Below are 19,756 nucleotides of genomic sequence, written 5' to 3'. Positions count from 1 at the left end.
TTTGGTGGACCAGTTTGCCGCGGAATGAGTGGACTACTATGTGCGGAATATCCATTCTAACTCCTTTTAACTTTATGAACTTTATAAATTTTCGACTTTCGACTTTTGACTTTCGACTTATCTTGCGTCGCATGCACCACCACCACATTTAATTATCATCATCCGTGCGCCGCCATGAAATAAACGCTCATTCAGTCTACCAACGGGTCGCCCCTACGGGGCTTTGGTTTTGCGACGATAAATGATATGATTTCCAACTCGTGTATCTTTCACTCTTAATTCTTCACTATTCCCTTTTATCTTTTCATTCTGTCTTCTGACTTCTTACTTCTGACTCCTGATTTCTGAATTGACTCACGACTCACGACTCACGACTCACGACTCACTGACTTGTCCTGAAATAGGTTTACGGATTTTTTTTACCTCCCTTATAGGGGGGGCAGGGGGGCTTTTACAGACTTCTGACTTACAATCCGCCGGTGGCGGACAGGCGACTCTTGACTCACGACTCTTGACTTATTACCATTGCGGCTCATGAATTGCACCTCCCTTCCCCTTCTAAGGGGGAAGGGCCGGGGATGGGGGCTAATTTTTGTATCTTTGCTGCCGGAACCTTTCTAATATTAACCCGTTCCGCATCTGCCGACAATCATAAACAAACTCACTCTATGAACATAGACTTCTCATTCAAAACAGTTTTGGTAACCGGTGCTTCGGGTGGTATAGGCCGCGAGGTAGCTATCATGTTTTCGCGCTGCGGTGCCCGCGTAATTGTACATTATAATACCCGCAAGGAAGAAGCCGATAAAACGCTGTCCCTGCTTTCGCCGGGCGAACACTTCTGTGCCCGTGCCGATCTGTCGGACAGTATGCAGGTGGAAGCCTTCAGCGAGATGGTTACTGCCGCTGCCGGTCATATTGACTTTCTGGTGAACAATGCAGGACTGCACGAAGAACTCGATATTATGTCCTGTACCTATGCGCAGTGGCTTACCAGCATGGAAAAGACATTTGCGCTGAACCTTATGGGGGCAGCCAATCTGAGCTTTTGTATCGGACGCAGGATGGCTGCAGCCGATGGCGGTAAAATTATCAATATATCTTCTCGCGGAGCCTTCCGCGGAGAACCGGGCGCCCCTTCGTACGGAGCCAGCAAGGCCGGATTGAATGCCATGGGACAGTCGCTTGCCAAAGCATTTGCTGCGGCGGGAGTATTTGTATATACCGTGGCACCGGGATTTGTTGAAACCGATATGGCGTCGGGTGTGCTGAACAGCGAACGCGGTGATGAGATTCGTTCACAGAGTCCGCTGGGCAGGGTGGCAAAGCCCGAAGAAGTGGCCCGTGCCGTGGTGCTGCTGGCATCTGATGGTACCGAGTTCATGACCGGCTGTATCCTCGACGTAAATGGCGCATCCTATCTGAGGACGTAAAGGTTATAAAGATACCCCCAACCCCCTTATAAAGGGGGCTTCTTCTTCATTTTTACATGTCTTGTCCTGAATTAGGTTGACAGATTGACTCCCTTCCCCATCTAAGGGGGAAGGGTCGGGGATGGGGGCAACGACTATTTCGAGAAATTCTCCGCATCATCAAACTGATAGCTGATAACGAGGGTTCCGGTTTTATCTATGAATCCCCACTGCGGTCCTTTGCGGACACGTGCCAGTCCCAGGTGAAAGTTCTCGGCTTTGTCGAACTGAGGATTGATGGAGTAAGCGCCTGTTTTGTCAACATAGCCCCACTGTGTCAGTTTGCGAACCATGGCCATGCCGTTGTCGAAGTCTTCGGCACCGTCGAACTGTGGATTAATCACGTAGGCACCTTTGCCGTCAATATAACCCCAGGTTTTACCTTTGCGGACGCGGGCCAGACTCCCCGAAAAATCTTCGGCATTATCAAATTGAGGGTTCACCACCCACACACCTTTATCATCAATATAACCCCATTGTTTCATCTTTTTGGCACGTGCCAGTCCTTCGCTGAAGTCGCCTACCGACTCAAACTGCGGATTGATAACGTAGCTTCCTTTATCATCGATATAACCCCATTCCGTTCCTTTACGAACGCGTGCGAGTCCGCTTACAAAATCTTCGGCATCGTCGAACTGCGGATTGATAACCCAGATTCCGGTTTTGTCGATATAGCCCCATTGTTTTCCTTTGCGTGCTTTGGCAAGTCCTGCATGAAATTCGCCTGCGGCATCAAATTGCGGATTGATAACGTAAGCGCCTTTTTTGTCGATATATCCCCATTGAATTCCTTTACGGACGCGTGCCAGTCCGCTCTGAAAATCTTCGGCATCGTCGAACTGTGGATTTACCACAAACGAACCTGTTTTGTCTATATAACCCCATTGTTTGAATTTGCGTACGCGTGCCAGACCTTCCGAAAAATCCTCGGCATTCTCGAACTGCGGATTAATAACCCATGCACCCTTGGTGTCGATATATCCCCATGAGCCCAGATTCTTAACCCTTGCCATACCACCGGCAAAATTCTTTACACTTTCAAACTGGGGTGCAATGGCAAATGAACCGGTCTTGTCTATATATCCCCATGTTTTACCTTTTCTGACTGCTGCGAGGTTGTCCTGCGAATAAGCAAAGATGCCTGCCAGCGCGAGAATCATAAATAGAACTATCTTTTTCATAAAATGTGGGTTTGTTGGTTATGCATTCATGATTGATGTTGCACAAAAATAATACAATCTGTTAAGTTTTAGCAAAGGGTTTGTATTTATAATTTTATATTGTGGTAAATAGTTTTTTAAAAACAGTGATACTGTGATGATATGCCATTTTTGCTTATAATACAAATGGCAACTGATTTTATTTGGCAAACGAAACTAATTTGTTGCAATTTGACGGCGATTCCTCATCCCGCGAAAAGAGCGGGATTTGGAATGACAATACAATCAAACCCTCCCCGCATGACAGACAGCTTTGTCATTCTGAGCGCAGCGAAGAATCCCTTCTTTGTTGGATGGATTTGCCCGATTGATTTTATCACCCGTCATAATCTGTTTTAAATTTCTGGTTACTAAATGGTAAAATGATACTCATTTTGATAATCCGGTATTTTGTTGTTCCCTTCACACTAACCGACGCGAAGGCCGGTCACGAATATCCATGCAGTGTTTCTGATTCTCTTGGTGTTAAAATTTTAATTATTTATGGTTGGTGAAAGGTTTTCTTTGCATGGATATTTCATATAAACAAAATATTATCTTTGATGAAATTTTAATACAGCATTTCTATGACCTTTATTGATGAACAAACAATAAACAGTGCTATTGAAAAACTTCACAGCACTCCGCAGGACGACCTGCCCGAACTCTTTACAGGAATAGGCGACAGCCAGCCGGCGCTGCTGGGTTATCTGATGGACTATTCAGATACCTTCGACGACATGGATTCAAAGAATTCGCTGATTTACATGTTCGCGATTATAGTGTTATCGTTTGAGATGCGCGGCATCACCGTGCCCGTAACTCCCGAAGAAATTGAAGCCGAGCAGGAGAAACAGATGAATGATCTGGCCGGACTCGAAGGAAAAACAGATGCAGAACTGGAAGAACTGGTGCATGCCATTACGTTTTCGCAGCCCGTACTCTTTGATTTCATCAAAGACCAGCTGCTGAGTCAGGCCGAAGAAACCGGCGTAGAGGATGAGCAGAAAATGGCGTCGACCTTTGCTGTGTTAAAACTGGTGGTGGATGTAATGACCAATACATTCAACAGCAGGGTTCCGGGTATGAACTAGTGCAATAACGGCAGTTTCAGCAATAATAAACCGGGTGTATTCATCTCGCTTTTTCCTTCATTACCACTGAAAGGATTTTTATTACTTTTGCCATAACATATCAGGGTCAGATGCAGGATAAACAGAAAATTGATACCGCCCTCGACAGGGTGCTCGCTTACGCGGAAGAACGCGATTACACAGGATATAATAAGTATGATGCCCTCGACAGCAAGCTGCTGATGGGGCTGAGCTTTGGAAATAAGTTTCTGCGTCTGCTGTACTCTCAGGTGGTGATGCGCTCACCGGTGAATATCAGGCCGCTGCTGTTTGTTCCTAAATCAAGAAATCCTAAAGGATTCGCGCTGTTCGCGATGGCGTACATGAACCGCTTCAAAGCGGGAGGCAACAAGGCCGACCTGGAAAAGGCAGAGAAGCTGCTCGACTGGTTGCTTCAGAACCCTTCAAGTACCAAATGGGGCATATGCTGGGGATATCAGCATCCTTGGCAGGACGTGGGTTTCTTTGCTCCGGCACACCTTCCGAACCGCGTGGTTACCTATTTTGTTACCACCGCTTTGCTCGATGCCTACGAGATTACAACCAATCCCAAATATCTGGATGCCGCTAAGAAAACAGTGACATTCTTTCTGGATGCACCGCGTATCATTGAGGAATCGGAAACCATGAAGTGCATGAGTTATGTTCCTGACGAGCGTGTGAACTGGATTGTAATGGATGTGAGCGTACTCACGGGTTCCATACTGGCACGCATCAATAAATTTGCTCCCGACGAACGGCTTAAAACCGAATCGCGCAAGCTGGTGAACTTTGTGGTGGATAAAATAACCGACTACGGTGCCTGGTATTACACTCATCCTGCAGGCGACCATCCGCGCAAGCATGATAATTACCATACGGGATATATTATTGACGCCATTCTTGATTATTCGCAGCATTCGGGCGATAACTCATTTATGGAGCAGTATCATAAAGGTCTGGAATACTACCGCGATCATCTGTTTTTAGCGAACGGTGCTCCGAAGTGGACCAATGATAAGGTATATCCGTTTGATGTGCACGGCTCCGCTCAGGGCATGATTAGTTTTATGAAGGCATCGCAGTTCTTTCCCGAATATGCAGCGCTTGCCGAAAAACTTGCCAACTGGGCCATTGATACCATGCAAAATAAAAAGAAAGGATTCTTCTATTATCAGAAAACACGGTTCTTCCGCAAACCCTTCACCCTGATGCGCTGGAGCAACGGATGGATGGCCCGCGGACTCAGCGTCTTGAAATGATGAATGTTGAATGTTAAATTTTAGATTGTTGACTGTACCAGAGATAATTTAAAATTCAGCATTAAGCATTTAAAATTTATAATTTATAATTCTTTTTCTATTTTATTTATATAAAGACAGCTATTAATTGAAGGTTCTATTCATTACATACTATTGGCCGCCTGCGGGGGGTACACCGATAAACCGGATATTCAAGTTTTATCAGTACCTCCATGAATTCGGGTGGGAGCCGGTAATCCTTACCAGCGAAAACGGTGATTTTCCTTTTGTTGACGAAAGCCTGCTGAAAGAAGTGCGTCCCGAGACCAAAATCTACCGCTCGAAGAATATCAGCATGCATAAGTTTTTCAAGAAGGTATCGCCCGGTTCTACCAAGAACTTTATTCCGTACGGGTTTACCGACACCACGAATAACTCCTTCATGGATAATCTGTCGCGGTGGGTGAAGTATAATTTTATTCCCGATACACGCTTCCCATGGTATTTCAGGAGTGTAAAAAAAGCCATTCAGATATGTAAGGATGAGAAAATTGATGTAATCTTTTCATCATCGCCGCCTCAAACCAATCATATTATTGCAGCTAAGGTTGCAAAAAAGCTGAATATTCCTCTGGTGTCCGATTTCAGGGATCCGTGGACGGATGTGTTCTGGGTGATTGCGGAGAATTCGGCACGCTGGAAAATTATTCAGCGCCTTGACCGGGGCATCGAAAGAAGAACCATCGCGAAGATGGACGTGATTACCTGCTTCGGAACCACCATGGAGAAGATACTGCGCCGCAAGACCGATAAACCCATTCAGGTTATTTACAATGGCTTTGATGAGAAGTATTTCGACCGTGCCGATTACAAAAAAGAAGAAAAGTTCAGGATTATATACTTCGGCAGTATGAGCAAGGAACAGCCGCCGGCATCGTTTTTTAATACCATGGAACTGCTGAAAGACAATAAGGAATTCTTTGATAAGGTGGATATACTCTTCCTCGGTAACTTCCCGGCTCATCTGCACAACGAAGCTGAGAAATCGTCCTTCAGTTCCAGAGTGCGCTTCATGCCTTATATGAATTATTCCGACTCTCTGAAGGTGATGACCAATTGCGAACTGTCGCTGCTGATTATGGGCGATACCAAAGATAACGAAAGCCACCTCAGCCTTAAAATGTATGAATATCTGGGCGCCGGTCATCCTGTCATCGGCTACGGTCCGCCTAAAGGCGAGGCTGCCGTGATACTGAATGAAACAGGTATCGGGAAGATGTTCGATTTTACGGATTATCAGCCCGCATCGGAATATATTCTTGAGATATTCGAACGCTGGAAAGTATCGGAAAACCTGTTCAGCGAAACGGTGCTCGAAAACACCCGTAAATTCAGCCGCAGAAATCTTACAAAGCAATTGGCGGGCGTGCTTGATTCATGCGTGAAGAAAGACTGAGCTGCAGCAGCGCATTAAACGGGATGTGTGTTTTGAGAACAGCGTCCTCTGCTAACAGGTGATTCTAATTACCGGCATCTTCAACAAAGTACCAAAGAATACACTATTTTTGTTTTGCTAACGTTCTTTTCCTGAACTTCAGATTTCCGAAAAAGAAGAACGCGGCATGCTTCAAATGATTTATGTTTTCGTAATTAACTATTGATAAAACGATTCCGATATGAATAATGTACTGATATTATCACCCCATACCGACGATGCCGAGATTGGTTGCGGCGGCACCATTATACGCCTGCTTCAGGAAAAGAAGAACCTGCTCTGGGTGGTGTTTTCAACAGCCGAAGATTCTATTCCCGACGATATGCCCAAAGATATTCTGACGACGGAATTTCTGGAAGTGATGAAGAAGCTTGAACTGGATGAAAGCCATTTTATCATCAAGCATTTTAAGGTACGGAATCTGAAACAGCACCGTCAGGAAATACTCGAAATACTGGTTGACCTGAAAAAGACATTCAAACCGGATATGGTTATTGGTCCTTCATTGAACGATTTTCATCAGGACCATTCCGTGATTGCCAACGAAATGGTGCGCGCGTTTAAAACTTCGTCGAGTATTATCTGCTATGAACTGCCGTGGAATCATATAAAATTCGACACACAGTTTTTTATGACGCTGAGCCCCGACCATATTGCCAAAAAGATATCACTGCTCGAGACTTACAAATCTCAGATCAAGATTGACCGTCATTATTTTTCCGCTGATTTTGTGAAAGGACTTGCCACCACACGGGGTTCACAGGTAGCCGAAAAATATGCGGAAGCATTTGAAGTAATACGCTGGATTAACCGGTATTAGAAGAATAAAAAAATCAGGTTCGTATGAGGTCATATAATCTGCAGCAAATCATTGATTGTCTTTCCGACCCCTGGGAAATCAAAGGTCTGACGCATGAAGTGTCTGTTACCAATGTGAATACTCCCGCAGCGGCTGATTCAGATTCACTCATCTGGATTAAACCGGCCAACAATACCATGAAGCTTGCCGAGACAACAAAGGCCCGGGTAATCATCTGCAATGGCGATTTGCTTATTACGGATGCCTTATTGATGAAACGCTGTTTCATCATTGTCCACGACCCTAAGCTTTCATTTATACGCGTTGCAACGCGATTGTTCGGCGGTAAAAAAGAAGCGGGGATTCATCCGTCAGCCATTATTGATGTGCGTGCCCGCATTGGCAAGAATGTCTCCATAGGTCCGAATACCATTATTGAAGATGCTGAAATCGGCGACGGAACTGTGATATCTGGAAATTGTTCAATCGTTGGCCGGGTAAAAATCGGCAAAAATGTGTTTATCAATTCGGGTGTGGTCATCGGGTCGGAAGGATTTGGTTATTCGCGCAACAGCGAAGGCGTTCTGGAGAAATTTCCGCATTTTGGCGGAGTAGTGATTGAAGATAATGCTGAGATAGGAGCCAACACCTGCATTGACCGCGGCACTCTCGGCAATACACTGATTTGCGAAGGCGCCAAGATTGATAATCTGGTGCATATCGCGCACAATGTGGTGGTAGGCCGCAATTCACTGGTGATTGCCAACGCCATGGTAGGCGGGTCAACCGTCATTGGCGACGAGAGCTGGATTGCTCCTTCGGCAAGCCTGATGAACGGTATTAAAATCGGGAATAATGTTACGGTAGGCATGGCGGCTCTGGTCACCAAAAGTATTCCTGACGGTGAAACATGGGCAGGTTTTCCTGCATGTCCGATCAAGCAGTACATCAGCATTCAGAAAAAGATTAAAGAACTGTAGCTCCGTTTTTATATAAATAATATGTGCGGTATTTGTGGAATAGTTGAGAAGGGGCGCGATAATGAAAGCCTGATGGTTTCGATGCTTAAGATTATTGAGCACCGCGGACCCGATTCTTTTTCAGTACATGCCTGGAACGAATACTGTCTGGGGCACCGCCGTCTTGCCATCATCGACCTGAGCACAGGCGACCAGCCCATCTTCAATGAAGACAAAAGCATCTGCGTTATTTTCAACGGAGAGATTTATAACTTTCAGGAATTTAAAGATGAGCTGATCCGCAAAGGACATCAGTTCTATACTACTTCCGATACCGAAATTCTGGTTCATCTATATGAAGAAGAAGGTGCCGCATTTCTTTCACGGCTCAACGGTATTTTTGCTTTTGCGCTGCTAGATAAACGGAACAACCGTCTGTTGCTGGCACGCGATCATTTCGGCGTAAAGCCGCTGCATTATTATCATAAAGACGGTGTTTTTATTTTCGGATCTGAACAAAAATCAATATTACTTCATCCGACCGTGAGCCGCAGCATCAACTTCAACGCGCTGCATTCACACCTGAATCTGCGTTATACGCAACGCAACGAAACCCTGTTTGAAGGCATCCGCCGTTTGCCTCCGGCGCATTTCCTGATGTTTGAGAACGGCACTGCCACCGAACACCGCTACTGGCGCCTTGAGCCAAAGCCCGATAAGAATATGAACGAAGGGCAGGCGATAGAGCAGATGAACGACCTTATTAAAAAGGCTGTTGAGCGTCAGCTGATGAGCGATGTGCCTTTGGGTGTGTATCTTTCGGGTGGCATGGATTCAAGCACCATTGTTCAGAAGATGCATGAGCTGGGCGTTTCGCAGATAAATACCTTTACCATGGGCTTCAATGAGCCTACCGACGAATTTCCGGATGCCGAACAGATATCGAAACATTTCGGTACCAACCATCATACGCTCAGCCTGTCGATGAATCCGATGGTGCAGTTTCCCGAAGTGATATGGCATGCCGAAGAGCCCAAGATTAATCTGCTTCAGGGTTTCAATATGTCGAAATTCGTGAAGCCGGATATTACGGTGGTGCTGGGCGGTCTGGGTGGCGACGAACTCTTTGCAGGCTACGATTTACATAAGTTTATTTATCCGTTCAATAAACTGCACCCCTTGTTTCCGGGTGCGCTGCAGGCACCTCTGCGCTGGTGTTCCGACTTCCTGTTTGCCACTCAAAATGCCGCACACACACTGAAGCACGACGAGTACCGTCGCGGTATGCAGATGCTGCTGGCAACGGGAAATCTTGCGCGCTTTTATCTCATCATTCGTAATACCTGGGATTTTGATAACGGCTTTTATAAGGAAATTTATCATCCGGAGTATTATAAAAAGATGCGCCATGAAGCCGAAAAGGTGAAGCAGGAATTTGAAGGATTTTTCCGCGAATCAAAAGGCATGCACTCATTGGACCGTGTACTGCTCACGGAATTCCAGAGTAAGATGGTGAATGATTATCTTCTGGTTGAAGACCGCATGTCGATGGCCAATTCTATTGAAGAGCGTGTTCCCTTCCTCGACCTTGATCTGGTGAATTTTGGTTTTACCATTCCGGTTCATCTGAAGATAAAGAACAACCAGACAAAATACCTCTTCCGCAAAGCCATGGAAGGCAAGCTGCCGCCGCGTATCATCAGCAAAAAGAAATGGGGATTCACGGTCAATCCGTATCTGCAGTTCAAAAAAGATTTAAAAGATGTGGCAGAAAAAGTGCTTACTCCGGAGTTTGTGGAGCAGCAGGGCATTTTCAACTATAAATATATCAAGCGCATCCTCGATTACCCGCCGCATCCAAAGCTGCGCTGGCATTACAACTATTTGTGGATTGTGCTTGGAATTGCCATCTGGCAGAAGATGTACATCGACACCGACATGTTCAAACAGAAAAATGTTGAGCTGAAGGATTATCTTTCGTAGGTTCTGCGCACCTTTCGTGATTCAAGGATGGTCACCTTTTATCTTTCGACTTTCGTCTTTTGACTTACAACTTACGACTCACGACTTATGACTTACGACTCGAATTGCGGCGCATGCTTAAACCGTACATTTTATTATCATCATTCGTGCGCCGCCGGTTTGTGTGTTATTTCTGCATCTAGAAATATTATATCCCTGACGGGATAATCTCAATTTTCAATTTAATCTGGTGTAATCGGTCAACGCTATTCAGGGATGGTCAACTATTCACTATTACCTGTTACTTTTTACTTGATTTATAAAACTTACAGATATCCGTAATGCCGCACTCTTCGCACTTTGGTTTCCGCGCAACACACACATAGCGACCGTGCAGAATGAGCCAGTGATGGGCTTTCGGAATGTCCTTATCGGGAATGTGCTTAATCAGCTGCATCTCGCTTTCGAGCGGATTTTTTGCATCGGTAAGTCCGATGCGGTTCGCCACTCTGAATACGTGTGTATCTACCGCCATAGCGGGTTTATTGAATACTACCGATGCAATCACGTTCGCTGTTTTGCGTCCCACGCCGGGTAACTTCTGCAGTTCGTCCACATCGGAAGGCACCACTCCTTTGAATTCTTTCTGCAGCGCCTGTGCCATCCCAATCAGATTTTTAGCTTTGTTATTCGGATAGGAACAGCTTTTTATGACATCATACACCTTTTCCTGAGGTGCTTTTGCAAGTGCTTTTGCATCGGGAAATGCTTTATAGAAGCCGGGTGTAATCATGTTCACCCGTTTATCGGTGCACTGAGCCGAAAGTATAACGGCCACAAGCAATTCGTAAGGGGAGGAGAAGGAAAGTTCGGTTTCTGCCTGTGGCATGTGCTCGGCGAAATATTCAATGAAGCGGCTGTATCGTTGTGCAATGGTCATGGCAAATAAATTTGATAATTTGATAATTTGATAATTTGAAGATGCATTTCAATTTGACTTGGAATAAAATGCGAATCAAGGGTTAGATTTTCTCTGTGTAACTCCGTGATAACTCTGTGTTTCTCCGTGTCAGTTTATTTTATTTCACAGAGGCACACGGAGAAGGCGCAGAGAGCCACAGAGTTAAATTTTCAAGTCTTGATTGGCATGTAGAGTTATTAATCAATGGGTTTTATTCCCCGAAGAATAGCGTTGGGGAGCTTCATTTTACACATACAAAAGTAATGAAGGCCGCATAATGCGGGCATCAATTGCCTGAAGTAAAAGTTCCAATCCGTTAATTCATCAGAACAGGGATATTCCCAAAACGCTCAGACGGTGCTAATGACAGCGCATTCGAATAATCAATAATAAACCGTACCGAGAGGTCTGAAGGAGCGTCACTGTCAAGCTGATTTTTTGTTTCCATAATCGAAAGGTAGGCGTCATACAGTTCATTATCGGCCTTGATCGCTTCGGAAATCAGCGTTCTTTCCTGTTTGTCGGAAATTTCGTTGTAGGCAAAAAGGATAATTTCATCGATAGTAATAAGTTTATTCATAGGCAGCTTCGGAAGTTGTTTTAAGTTATAATGGTATAACGGAGGTTATTTTGTGATATTGCACGAGCCGCAAAAAAAAACCGGCTACGGTTTCCCGCAGACGGTTTAACAGGTAAAACAACATGAATCAAGCAGTTAAAATAAGTTCTTTTTTCTCAATCAGTTTTCGCAGGTTAATGAGTGCATATCTCATTCGCCCCAGCGCGGTGTTGATGCTGACGTTGGTTTGTTCAGCAATGTCTTTAAAACTCATTTCCTGAAAATGTCTCATAATGAGTACTTCCTTTTGTTCGTCGGGAAGATAATCAATAAGTGTGCGAACATCGCTGTGAATCTGATCTCTGACCATGGTGTCTTCCACCGAATGTTCAAAGTTTTTCAGGGTGTCGAAAACATCGAAGTCGCCTCCGTTCTCGATGGTAGGAATCCGTTTTGCTTTGCGGAAATGATCGATGATGAGGTTGTGGGCAATCCGCATTACCCATTGTAGAAATTTGCCTTCTTCCTTGTAGGTCCCGCTTCTGAGTGTGTTCACCACCTTGATAAAGGTATCCTGAAAAATGTCCTCAGCATGATGATTGTCCCTAACCACCATTTTGATGTAGGAAAATACCCTTTTTTTGTGACGGTTAATCAGAACTTCGAGACTGGCATGGTTACCGGCTAAATAACTATCAATTAACCCCTGGTCATTCGTTAATTGAATAGACATAAGACCTCCCTTTTTTATGTGTGAGCAAAGGGTACTTATTTAACCGATAGGCATACAGTTTTTTAGAGGGTGGATAATTTTTTAACGATTGTTGATTGGGGATTATTGCACAAAAATAATACCTCTGCGAGGAAAATGCAAGTAAAACTTCAATTATTTCTCATAAACCTCATTTAATCATAGATAAAATCAAGGGGTTATGAAATGCTTATATTTGAGCTTTCCTCCAATTTCCTTTTAATATCAGTCCCGGACTTAAGCATATTTAGCTTAATTTTGCACCGCCAAATCGCAAAAAATAAATACCTGATGAAGGTTTTTGACGAATCGAAAACAGATCCCAAGAAAGAGATCATCATTAAAAATGCCCGTGTACACAACCTGAAAAATCTCAGTGTTGCCATACCGCGCAATAAATGTGTGGTGATAACCGGTCTTTCGGGATCGGGAAAATCATCACTGGCTTATGATACACTGTATGCCGAAGGACAAAGACGTTACGTTGAAAGTCTGAGTTCTTATGCACGTCAGTTTCTGGGACGTATGGCAAAGCCCGAAGTAGATTATATCAAAGGTATTTCACCCGCCATTGCTATAGAGCAGAAAGTCAGAACACATAATCCGCGTTCAACGGTAGGCACCTCAACGGAGATTTATGATTATATCAAACTGATGTTTGCACGCATTGGTAAAACATACTCTCCGGTATCGGGAAAGGTTGTGAGCAGGGATGAGGTAAGCAGCGTAGTTGATTATATTCTGAAATTTCCGGTTAATACGAAAGTAATTATCTGTTGTCCGGTGAACCTGCACAACGGTCGAAGCCTGAAAGACCAGCTGAGCATATTGATGCAGCAGGGATTTACGCGCATAGCCGTTAACGGCGAAACGCTTACCATAGAAGATGCCCTCGAGCAGTTGGCGAAGCTGAAGCAGCGAAAAGACATCAATCTTATTATTGACCGTGTTGTTATAAATAGTGATGACGAGAATCTTGCTGCACGGCTGGGCGATTCTGTACAAACAGCCTTTTACGAAGGACATGGATCGTGTACAGTAAAAAGTGAACTTGAAGGAACTTCTGATTCAAGGCAGTTCTCCGACCGGTATGAACGCGACGGCATCACCTTTGAGGAACCGTCGGTGAACCTGTTTTCTTTCAACAATCCTTATGGCGCATGCCGCACCTGCGAAGGTTTTGGAAGCATCATAGGCATTGACGAAGATTTGGTGGTTCCCGATAAAAGCCTCTCCATTTTTGAAGAGGCCATTGCCTGCTGGCGCGGCGAAAAAATGAGTGAATGGAAAGATGAGCTGGTGATGCACGCCTATAAATTTGATTTTCCTATCCACAAGCCGTTTTTTCAGCTCAAAGAAGCGCAGCGGCAGCTGCTGTGGACAGGCAATAAATACTTCAAAGGGCTGAATGATTTCTTCAAATTTGTTGAAGAACAAGCCTACAAAATTCAGTACAGGGTAATGTTGTCGCGTTATCGCGGAAAAACAAACTGTCCGGACTGCAGGGGCACGCGCCTGCGCAGTGATGCCGCCTATGTCCAGGTAGCCGGAAAAAACATTGTTGAAATTCTCACCATGCCCATTGATAAGGTATTGGAGTATTATAACAAGCTGCAGCTTGAACCTTACGAGATGAAAATTTGTAAGCGCCTGCTGCCGGAGATTCTGAACAGGTTGAAGTATCTTGATGATGTTGGTTTGGGATATCTTACCCTGCACCGTGCTTCCAATTCCTTGTCGGGCGGCGAATCGCAACGTATTAACCTTGCAACGGCATTAGGCAGCAGCCTGGTGGGTTCCATGTATATTCTGGATGAGCCAAGTGTCGGGCTGCATCCGCGCGATACGCATCGACTGATTAAAGTGCTGCACCACCTTCGTGATATGGGGAATACCGTTATTATTGTTGAGCACGACGAAGATATTATCCGCAACTGCGATCAGGTGATTGATATTGGTCCCGAAGCCGGTGCGCATGGTGGCGAAGTGACTTTTCAGGGAACCTGCGAAGAAATGATTGCTGAGGGTGAAAGCCTCACCGCCCGATATCTGAATAAAGATCTGGTGATTGAGAACCCGGCAGGACGCAGACCATGGAGGTACAGTATCAGTGTGCACGGTGCGCGTGAGAACAATCTTAAAAATGTGACGGTAAGTTTTCCCCTCAATGTACTTACGGTCGTTACCGGCGTCAGCGGCAGCGGTAAAACGTCGCTGGTGAAGCGGGTGTTTTACGCGGCATTGAAGAAGATTCATGGCGGATACAGTGAAAAGACAGGGCATTACGACCGTCTGGACGGCGATATCAACCGTGTAACTGCTGTTGAACTGGTTGACCAAAATCCGATAGGCCGTTCAAGCCGCTCGAATCCTGTTACCTATATTAAAGCCTACGACGACATCCGCAGCCTGTTTGCCGACCAGCAGTTATCGAAGGTGCGCGGATACAAACCCGGTTATTTCTCATTTAATATTGAAGGCGGTCGCTGCGAAGAGTGTCAGGGCGATGGTTTTGTGAAGATAGAGATGCAGTTCATGGCCGATATCTTTCTGAAATGCGAGAGCTGTGGCGGAAAACGATTTAAAGACGAAGTGCTTGACGTAACCTGGCACGACAAAAATATTACCGAGATTCTTGACCTTACGGTTGATGAAGCCATTGAATTCTTTCAGCATGATACAGACAAGCCCGGCCACGACAACAAAATCTGCGACAGGCTGAAACCCCTGGCAGATGTTGGTTTGGGATACGTTAAGCTCGGACAGCCATCGAGCACATTAAGCGGGGGCGAGGCACAACGCCTCAAACTGGCCTACTTCCTGTCGAAAGGTGCGAATGAATCGCCTACTATTTTTATTTTTGATGAACCGACCACCGGGCTTCATTTTCATGACATCAATAAATTGTATAAGGCGTTTCAGGCGCTTATCGAAATTGGACACACCATAATTGTAATTGAGCACAATATGGATATCATCAAATGTGCCGACTGGATCATTGATATGGGACCCGAAGGCGGCAATGCCGGGGGAACGGTGGTTTGCGAAGGCACACCCGAAGATATTGTGAAATCATCCAAGTCTTATACCGGCGAATTTCTGAAGGCAAAGTTGTAATCAGATTATGAGACATTTTTTGTTAATTTTATCGTTATATGTTGCTTCAGCTATAGCACAACCGGACACAGCACATGTCAAGCACCGGAATTATCCTTCGCTTTCTGCCAACTGGCAATACGGGAAAATTCTTCCGACCAACGATTTTGTAAAAGGAGATAACCTGCTCGGAAAACCTTTGGAGCAATTTCAATCCTATACATTAAAGATGTTATGGCAAAATCCGGGCTATACCGATTGGCAGAAGGTGTTCCGTGCTCCATATTATGGAGCAGGGCTTACCGTTGGGAATTTATATGATTCCAGGGAAATTGGGTACCCCGTTTCACTTTACGGAATATTGGGTATCCCTGTAAAGCGATGGAAAAAACTGGAACTGTATACTGAATTTCAATTCGGTATTGCGGGCAACTGGAAGCATTACGATTCAGTAAGTAATCCGAAAAACCTTGTGATTGGTGGTGGAATTACCGTGCATCTGAATATCGGGATGTTTGCTTTTTATCCCTTGACAAAGAGGCTTGACCTTGGTGCCGGTATCAGCTTTATACATTTTTCAAACGGCGGATTCGAACGTCCGAACCGGGGTTTTAATTTATATGCTCCGTCAGCCGAACTTAAATATCATTTCGGTGGGCGCCCCGATGTTCGATTGGCAAAATCTCCGGGACGTCTACCGCGATCGAACGATTTGTATTTCATGCTTGGATACGGCGATCATCAGCTTAACGAACATGAACTTGATACTAATTATTTTGCAGTTGCCGGAATCAGTGCCATTTACTTCACGCAGCTTTCAAACGCATTCAGGCTGGGTTATGGCGCCGACATCAATTACTGGATGGGACTGAATGCAAATCCTGACGGAACCATTGGCCCTCGCAAAGCAGAGAATTTTACATTAGGTGTAATACTTCAACCGGAGGTTATCATAGACCGATTAACACTGGTCGGAGGTATTGGTATTTATGGTATCCACCGTAACTATGGCAATCTGAAGCAAACCTATCAGCGATTAGGCGTTCGTTATGAATTCTTCAGGAATTGTTCAATAGGAATTAACGTCCGTTCAATAAACTTTATGCTTGCCGAATTTCTTGAATTCAACCTGGGTTACCGCATACGGTGGATGAAATAGGCCTCTCCTGAACAGCATTATCTGAAACATCTTGATATTTAGTATGTTATTATTTAATCGTCGCTCATTATTGAGACTGATTGTAAACATTTTTTTGTTTATATTTTTTTTTGATTTTTTTTGATTTTGTCTGTAATGATGTATATTTGGAGTGGGGGATTTAGTTAATAACCAAATAAATATACATGAATAATCAGGGCATGGATTATTACATCGATGCCGGTAAACGGTCGGTTGCATGGCAGACCTTAATCAGATTCCTGCCTCACCGAAGGGAAAGTAGTATTATGTTGCTTCCTGAGTACTCCCCGGTGGAGCATCGTCAGCCATCATCATGTAGAAAAAATAATTTGAAAACGGTAGTTAGATAAAAGGTTTAACCCATATGAAACACAACATTGCAATACTTGGATTTGGTACGGTAGGACAGGGCTTTTGTGAAATTCTGTTGAGCAAGAAAAATGTGCTGTTTGAAAAATATGGATTTGATTTCAAGGTTGTGGCTGTGGGCGATTTCGTTTATGGAAATGTTTATAACCCCGATGGGCTTGATATTCCGCTGATGCTGGCAGAAGCGGAAGCAAAGAAAAAATTCTCAAAAGACAGCTGCGCCTGGAACAATCTTGAATTGATATCAAATTCGAATGCAACAGTATTGTGTGAACTGACTTATACCGATCTTACTACGGGCGGTCCCGCCATTGAGCATGTCAGAACCGCACTTGAATGCGGAAAGCATGTGGTTACCAGTAATAAGGGTCCTGCCGCATTGAAATATCAGGAATTGAAGGCACTGGCAGATAAAAATAATGTAAAATTCATGATTGAAGGAACTGTGGTTGCCGGTACCCCAATCATTAACCTTACAGAAGGTCCACTGGCAGGTTGCGAAATCTCCAAAATAAGAGGCATACTGAATGGCACGACCAATTATATGCTCACCGAAATGGAAAAAGGAATGGACTATGCAAAAGTATTGAAAGTAGCTCAGAACCTTGGTTATGCAGAAGCCGACCCTGCAGGCGATGTTGAAGGTTATGATGCGCGCGGAAAAGTAACGATTCTTGCAAATGTAGTAATGGGCGCACCGCTTAAAATTTCTGATGTGAGCTGTATGGGCATCACAAAAATTACTTCTGCAGATATTGAAGAAGCTAAAAAACTGGGCAAACGGTGGAAATTGATTGGCTGCGTTGAGAAAAACAATGGCAAAGTAAGCGGATCCGTTGCACCTGAAATGGTAGACTTAAGTCATCCGCTTGCGGGAGTGATGGGCGCTAAAAATGCGCTCACATTTACTACTGATATGCTGGGCGACGTTACTATTGTCGGCCCCGGAGCCGGCAGGATAGAAACAGGATATTCAATATTGACAGACCTTTTAAGAATAGGGAAAATGTAAAAAGTAATAGGTTATAAGTTTATAAGGACACATTTACTAATAGTTACGGTTATTTGAAGTTTGATGTGGCGTAAATTATCGCTTTCGTAGTTTTCGTTCCCTGCAGTATTGAGAACCAAATTTTACAGATATGTATAATGCACCACAAAAAAATTCAGACAGCGCTTTTGCATGGGGCTGTCTGATGTTTGTAGTTGTACCGGCGGTACTTATCGGAATCATCGAAATCGTCGGTTTTCCAAACCGTCAGTACTGGCAGATAGGCGTACTGGCCATTTTGGCCATTGCAGGTGTCGTTGCTGCCTACAGGCGCTACCGTTCTAATCTGAGGCGCAAAAGGCAAGGAGAATGGACAAGCCTGCATGAGTAATCGGGACACGTCCTTATTCTTGCCCTGACATCAGGAACCTCCCTGATTGTTGAAAATCCGTTTAATAAAATTCCCGGGTGCCGGAGCGCCATCCCCTTATTTTCACTTACTTTGTCATCTTAATTAAATACGAAAACCATGATGTTTAAAGGTGCTTACACACTGCTTATCACACCATTCACGAAAGAACTTTCGCTGGATGAAGAAGGATTGAAAATGCTTGTTCAGCGGCAAATAGATGCCGGTATTGGCGGTATTGCGCCCCTGGGTGTTACCGGTGAAAATACCATGATGACTGATGAAGAAGTATATAAAGTGGTTGAGATTATCGTAAAAACGGCCAATGGCAAAGCGAAAATCGCACCCGACGCTTGCTCTACGAGTCTCTGGGAAGCCAAAGAACGTGTACAGCGCTTTGCGGCGATTGGTGCAGATTATATCTCGGTTTTCACACCGTACTTCGTGCTGCCAAAACCTGATGGGCTGATTGATTTTTATGAGAAGCTTGCTGATTTTTCGCCGGTTCCCATTGTGCTTCATAACGCACCCGAGCGCACCGGTGTTGACCTGCTGCCCGAAACTACGGCGTATCTGGCCAAACATCCGAACATCGTCGGTATTAAAGACGGCAACAAAAAGCTTGACCATCTGGCCCGCATCTTATACCTTACCCGTAACGATGATTTTCTTGTTTTTACAGGTAAGGATACTACCGCCTATCCTCTCATTTCCTTTGGAGGTGCGGGCACCTTTACCGTTGCCGGAAATGTGATTCCGGGTGTGATGAAAAAACTCACAGACCTGGCACTGGAAGGCAGGTTCAAAGAAGCTGAAGAAATGCATTTTCAGTATTATGAACTTTTTGAAGCATTCCGTTTTGAATCGAACCCGATGGCGGCTAAGATGGCGCTGAACCTTATGGGGCTTCCCGCAGGCGGACACCGTTCACCGCTTACACCGCTCAGCGAAGGCAAAACAAAAATCCTGAAAGCACTGATGGAAAAAGCAGGACTGATATCTTAGGTAATAAGTAATAGTGAATAGTGAATAGTGCCTGCCCGGCTGTGGCGGGAAAAGTTGAAATAGAACTAACACATTTTCTTTTCCTCTGATTATCAAATTGACTGATTTCCCAAATTGACTAATTATTTTTTGACTTTACAAACTTTACGGACTTTATAAACTTTCGACATTACGACTTTTGACTTTACGGACTTTA

The 19,756-nt window shown here is 44.6% G+C and carries 16 protein-coding genes; 12 read left to right on the top strand and 4 right to left on the bottom strand.

Features of this window, described 5'->3' with window-relative positions; all coding sequences use genetic code 11:
• Positions 1–668: 668 nt before the first annotated feature.
• On the top strand, positions 669–1,433 hold the full coding sequence (locus WCM76_15135; protein ID MEI6766963.1) for an SDR family oxidoreductase: 765 nt from the start codon (positions 669–671) through the stop codon (positions 1,431–1,433).
• 134 nt (positions 1,434–1,567) lie between these two features.
• Here WCM76_15135 and WCM76_15130 read toward each other — a convergent pair whose 3' ends face one another.
• Entirely contained in the window at positions 1,568–2,653 is a 1,086-nt protein-coding gene (locus tag WCM76_15130; protein MEI6766962.1) for a WG repeat-containing protein, read from the bottom strand.
• 605 nt (positions 2,654–3,258) lie between these two features.
• Here WCM76_15130 and WCM76_15125 point away from each other — a divergent pair.
• The 6 genes from WCM76_15125 to asnB all read left to right on the top strand — a co-directional run bounded on the left by WCM76_15125 (position 3,259) and on the right by asnB (position 10,260).
• Positions 3,259–3,765 carry a hypothetical protein gene (locus WCM76_15125; protein ID MEI6766961.1) on the top strand — a complete coding sequence of 169 codons (507 nt, stop codon included), beginning with the start codon at positions 3,259–3,261 and terminating at the stop codon, positions 3,763–3,765.
• 110 nt (positions 3,766–3,875) lie between these two features.
• Entirely contained in the window at positions 3,876–5,045 is a 1,170-nt protein-coding gene (locus WCM76_15120; protein ID MEI6766960.1) for a hypothetical protein, read from the top strand.
• Between the two features lie 127 nt (positions 5,046–5,172).
• Positions 5,173–6,480, top strand: a complete 1,308-nt coding sequence (locus WCM76_15115) for a glycosyltransferase family 4 protein (protein ID MEI6766959.1) — start codon at positions 5,173–5,175, stop codon at positions 6,478–6,480.
• Between the two features lie 220 nt (positions 6,481–6,700).
• Positions 6,701–7,339 carry a PIG-L family deacetylase gene (locus WCM76_15110; GenBank protein ID MEI6766958.1) on the top strand — a complete coding sequence of 213 codons (639 nt, stop codon included), beginning with the start codon at positions 6,701–6,703 and terminating at the stop codon, positions 7,337–7,339.
• Between the two features lie 23 nt (positions 7,340–7,362).
• On the top strand, positions 7,363–8,298 hold the full coding sequence (locus tag WCM76_15105; GenBank protein ID MEI6766957.1) for a UDP-3-O-(3-hydroxymyristoyl)glucosamine N-acyltransferase: 936 nt from the start codon (positions 7,363–7,365) through the stop codon (positions 8,296–8,298).
• A 21-nt stretch (positions 8,299–8,319) separates the two neighbouring features.
• Positions 8,320–10,260 (top strand): asparagine synthase (glutamine-hydrolyzing), encoded by a 1,941-nt coding sequence (gene asnB, locus WCM76_15100; protein ID MEI6766956.1) that lies wholly within the window; start codon positions 8,320–8,322, stop codon positions 10,258–10,260.
• Between the two features lie 280 nt (positions 10,261–10,540).
• On the opposite strand, the gene nth is transcribed toward asnB, so the two are convergent.
• The 3 genes from nth to WCM76_15085 all read right to left on the bottom strand — a co-directional run bounded on the left by nth (position 10,541) and on the right by WCM76_15085 (position 12,492).
• Positions 10,541–11,179, bottom strand: a complete 639-nt coding sequence (gene nth / locus WCM76_15095; protein ID MEI6766955.1) for an endonuclease III — start codon at positions 11,177–11,179, stop codon at positions 10,541–10,543.
• A 337-nt stretch (positions 11,180–11,516) separates the two neighbouring features.
• Positions 11,517–11,780 (bottom strand): hypothetical protein, encoded by a 264-nt coding sequence (locus WCM76_15090; GenBank protein ID MEI6766954.1) that lies wholly within the window; start codon positions 11,778–11,780, stop codon positions 11,517–11,519.
• A gap of 127 nt (positions 11,781–11,907) precedes the next feature.
• The gene (locus tag WCM76_15085; GenBank protein ID MEI6766953.1) at positions 11,908–12,492 is read right to left on the bottom strand and encodes a sigma-70 family RNA polymerase sigma factor; all 585 of its coding nucleotides are present in this window, start codon (positions 12,490–12,492) and stop codon (positions 11,908–11,910) included.
• A gap of 309 nt (positions 12,493–12,801) precedes the next feature.
• Here WCM76_15085 and uvrA point away from each other — a divergent pair, with 309 nt between their 5' ends.
• The 5 genes from uvrA to dapA all read left to right on the top strand — a co-directional run bounded on the left by uvrA (position 12,802) and on the right by dapA (position 19,560).
• Entirely contained in the window at positions 12,802–15,627 is a 2,826-nt protein-coding gene (gene uvrA / locus WCM76_15080) for an excinuclease ABC subunit UvrA (GenBank protein ID MEI6766952.1), read from the top strand.
• A 7-nt stretch (positions 15,628–15,634) separates the two neighbouring features.
• Positions 15,635–16,765 (top strand): acyloxyacyl hydrolase, encoded by a 1,131-nt coding sequence (locus tag WCM76_15075; protein ID MEI6766951.1) that lies wholly within the window; start codon positions 15,635–15,637, stop codon positions 16,763–16,765.
• A 385-nt stretch (positions 16,766–17,150) separates the two neighbouring features.
• A complete protein-coding gene (locus WCM76_15070) occupies positions 17,151–18,167 on the top strand; it encodes a homoserine dehydrogenase (GenBank protein ID MEI6766950.1) in 1,017 nt (338 codons plus the stop codon).
• 130 nt (positions 18,168–18,297) lie between these two features.
• A complete protein-coding gene (locus tag WCM76_15065) occupies positions 18,298–18,537 on the top strand; it encodes a hypothetical protein (protein MEI6766949.1) in 240 nt (79 codons plus the stop codon).
• 138 nt (positions 18,538–18,675) lie between these two features.
• A complete protein-coding gene (gene dapA / locus WCM76_15060; GenBank protein MEI6766948.1) occupies positions 18,676–19,560 on the top strand; it encodes a 4-hydroxy-tetrahydrodipicolinate synthase in 885 nt (294 codons plus the stop codon).
• The last annotated feature ends 196 nt before the right edge of the window (positions 19,561–19,756 follow it).

The organism is Bacteroidota bacterium, assembly GCA_037133915.1.
In the GTDB taxonomy this organism is placed as follows: domain Bacteria; phylum Bacteroidota; class Bacteroidia; order Bacteroidales; family CAIWKO01; genus JBAXND01.
This window is presented reverse-complemented; position numbering and strand designations above follow the sequence as displayed.

Excerpts from the sequence above, each read along its gene's own strand:
- WCM76_15105 (MEI6766957.1), top strand. The coding sequence starts at position 7,363 with ATGAGGTCATATAATCTGCAGCAAATCATTGATTGTCTTTCCGACCCC.
- WCM76_15125 (MEI6766961.1), top strand. The coding sequence starts at position 3,259 with ATGACCTTTATTGATGAACAAACAATAAACAGTGCTATTGAAAAACTT.
- WCM76_15065 (MEI6766949.1), top strand. The coding sequence starts at position 18,298 with ATGTATAATGCACCACAAAAAAATTCAGACAGCGCTTTTGCATGGGGC.
- asnB (MEI6766956.1), top strand. The coding sequence starts at position 8,320 with ATGTGCGGTATTTGTGGAATAGTTGAGAAGGGGCGCGATAATGAAAGC.
- WCM76_15085 (MEI6766953.1), bottom strand. The coding sequence starts at position 12,492 with ATGTCTATTCAATTAACGAATGACCAGGGGTTAATTGATAGTTATTTA.
- WCM76_15070 (MEI6766950.1), top strand. The coding sequence starts at position 17,151 with ATGAAACACAACATTGCAATACTTGGATTTGGTACGGTAGGACAGGGC.
- dapA (MEI6766948.1), top strand. The coding sequence starts at position 18,676 with ATGATGTTTAAAGGTGCTTACACACTGCTTATCACACCATTCACGAAA.
- nth (MEI6766955.1), bottom strand. The coding sequence starts at position 11,179 with ATGACCATTGCACAACGATACAGCCGCTTCATTGAATATTTCGCCGAG.
- uvrA (MEI6766952.1), top strand. The coding sequence starts at position 12,802 with ATGAAGGTTTTTGACGAATCGAAAACAGATCCCAAGAAAGAGATCATC.
- WCM76_15075 (MEI6766951.1), top strand. The coding sequence starts at position 15,635 with ATGAGACATTTTTTGTTAATTTTATCGTTATATGTTGCTTCAGCTATA.
- WCM76_15130 (MEI6766962.1), bottom strand. The coding sequence starts at position 2,653 with ATGAAAAAGATAGTTCTATTTATGATTCTCGCGCTGGCAGGCATCTTT.
- WCM76_15120 (MEI6766960.1), top strand. The coding sequence starts at position 3,876 with ATGCAGGATAAACAGAAAATTGATACCGCCCTCGACAGGGTGCTCGCT.
- WCM76_15110 (MEI6766958.1), top strand. The coding sequence starts at position 6,701 with ATGAATAATGTACTGATATTATCACCCCATACCGACGATGCCGAGATT.
- WCM76_15135 (MEI6766963.1), top strand. The coding sequence starts at position 669 with ATGAACATAGACTTCTCATTCAAAACAGTTTTGGTAACCGGTGCTTCG.
- WCM76_15090 (MEI6766954.1), bottom strand. The coding sequence starts at position 11,780 with ATGAATAAACTTATTACTATCGATGAAATTATCCTTTTTGCCTACAAC.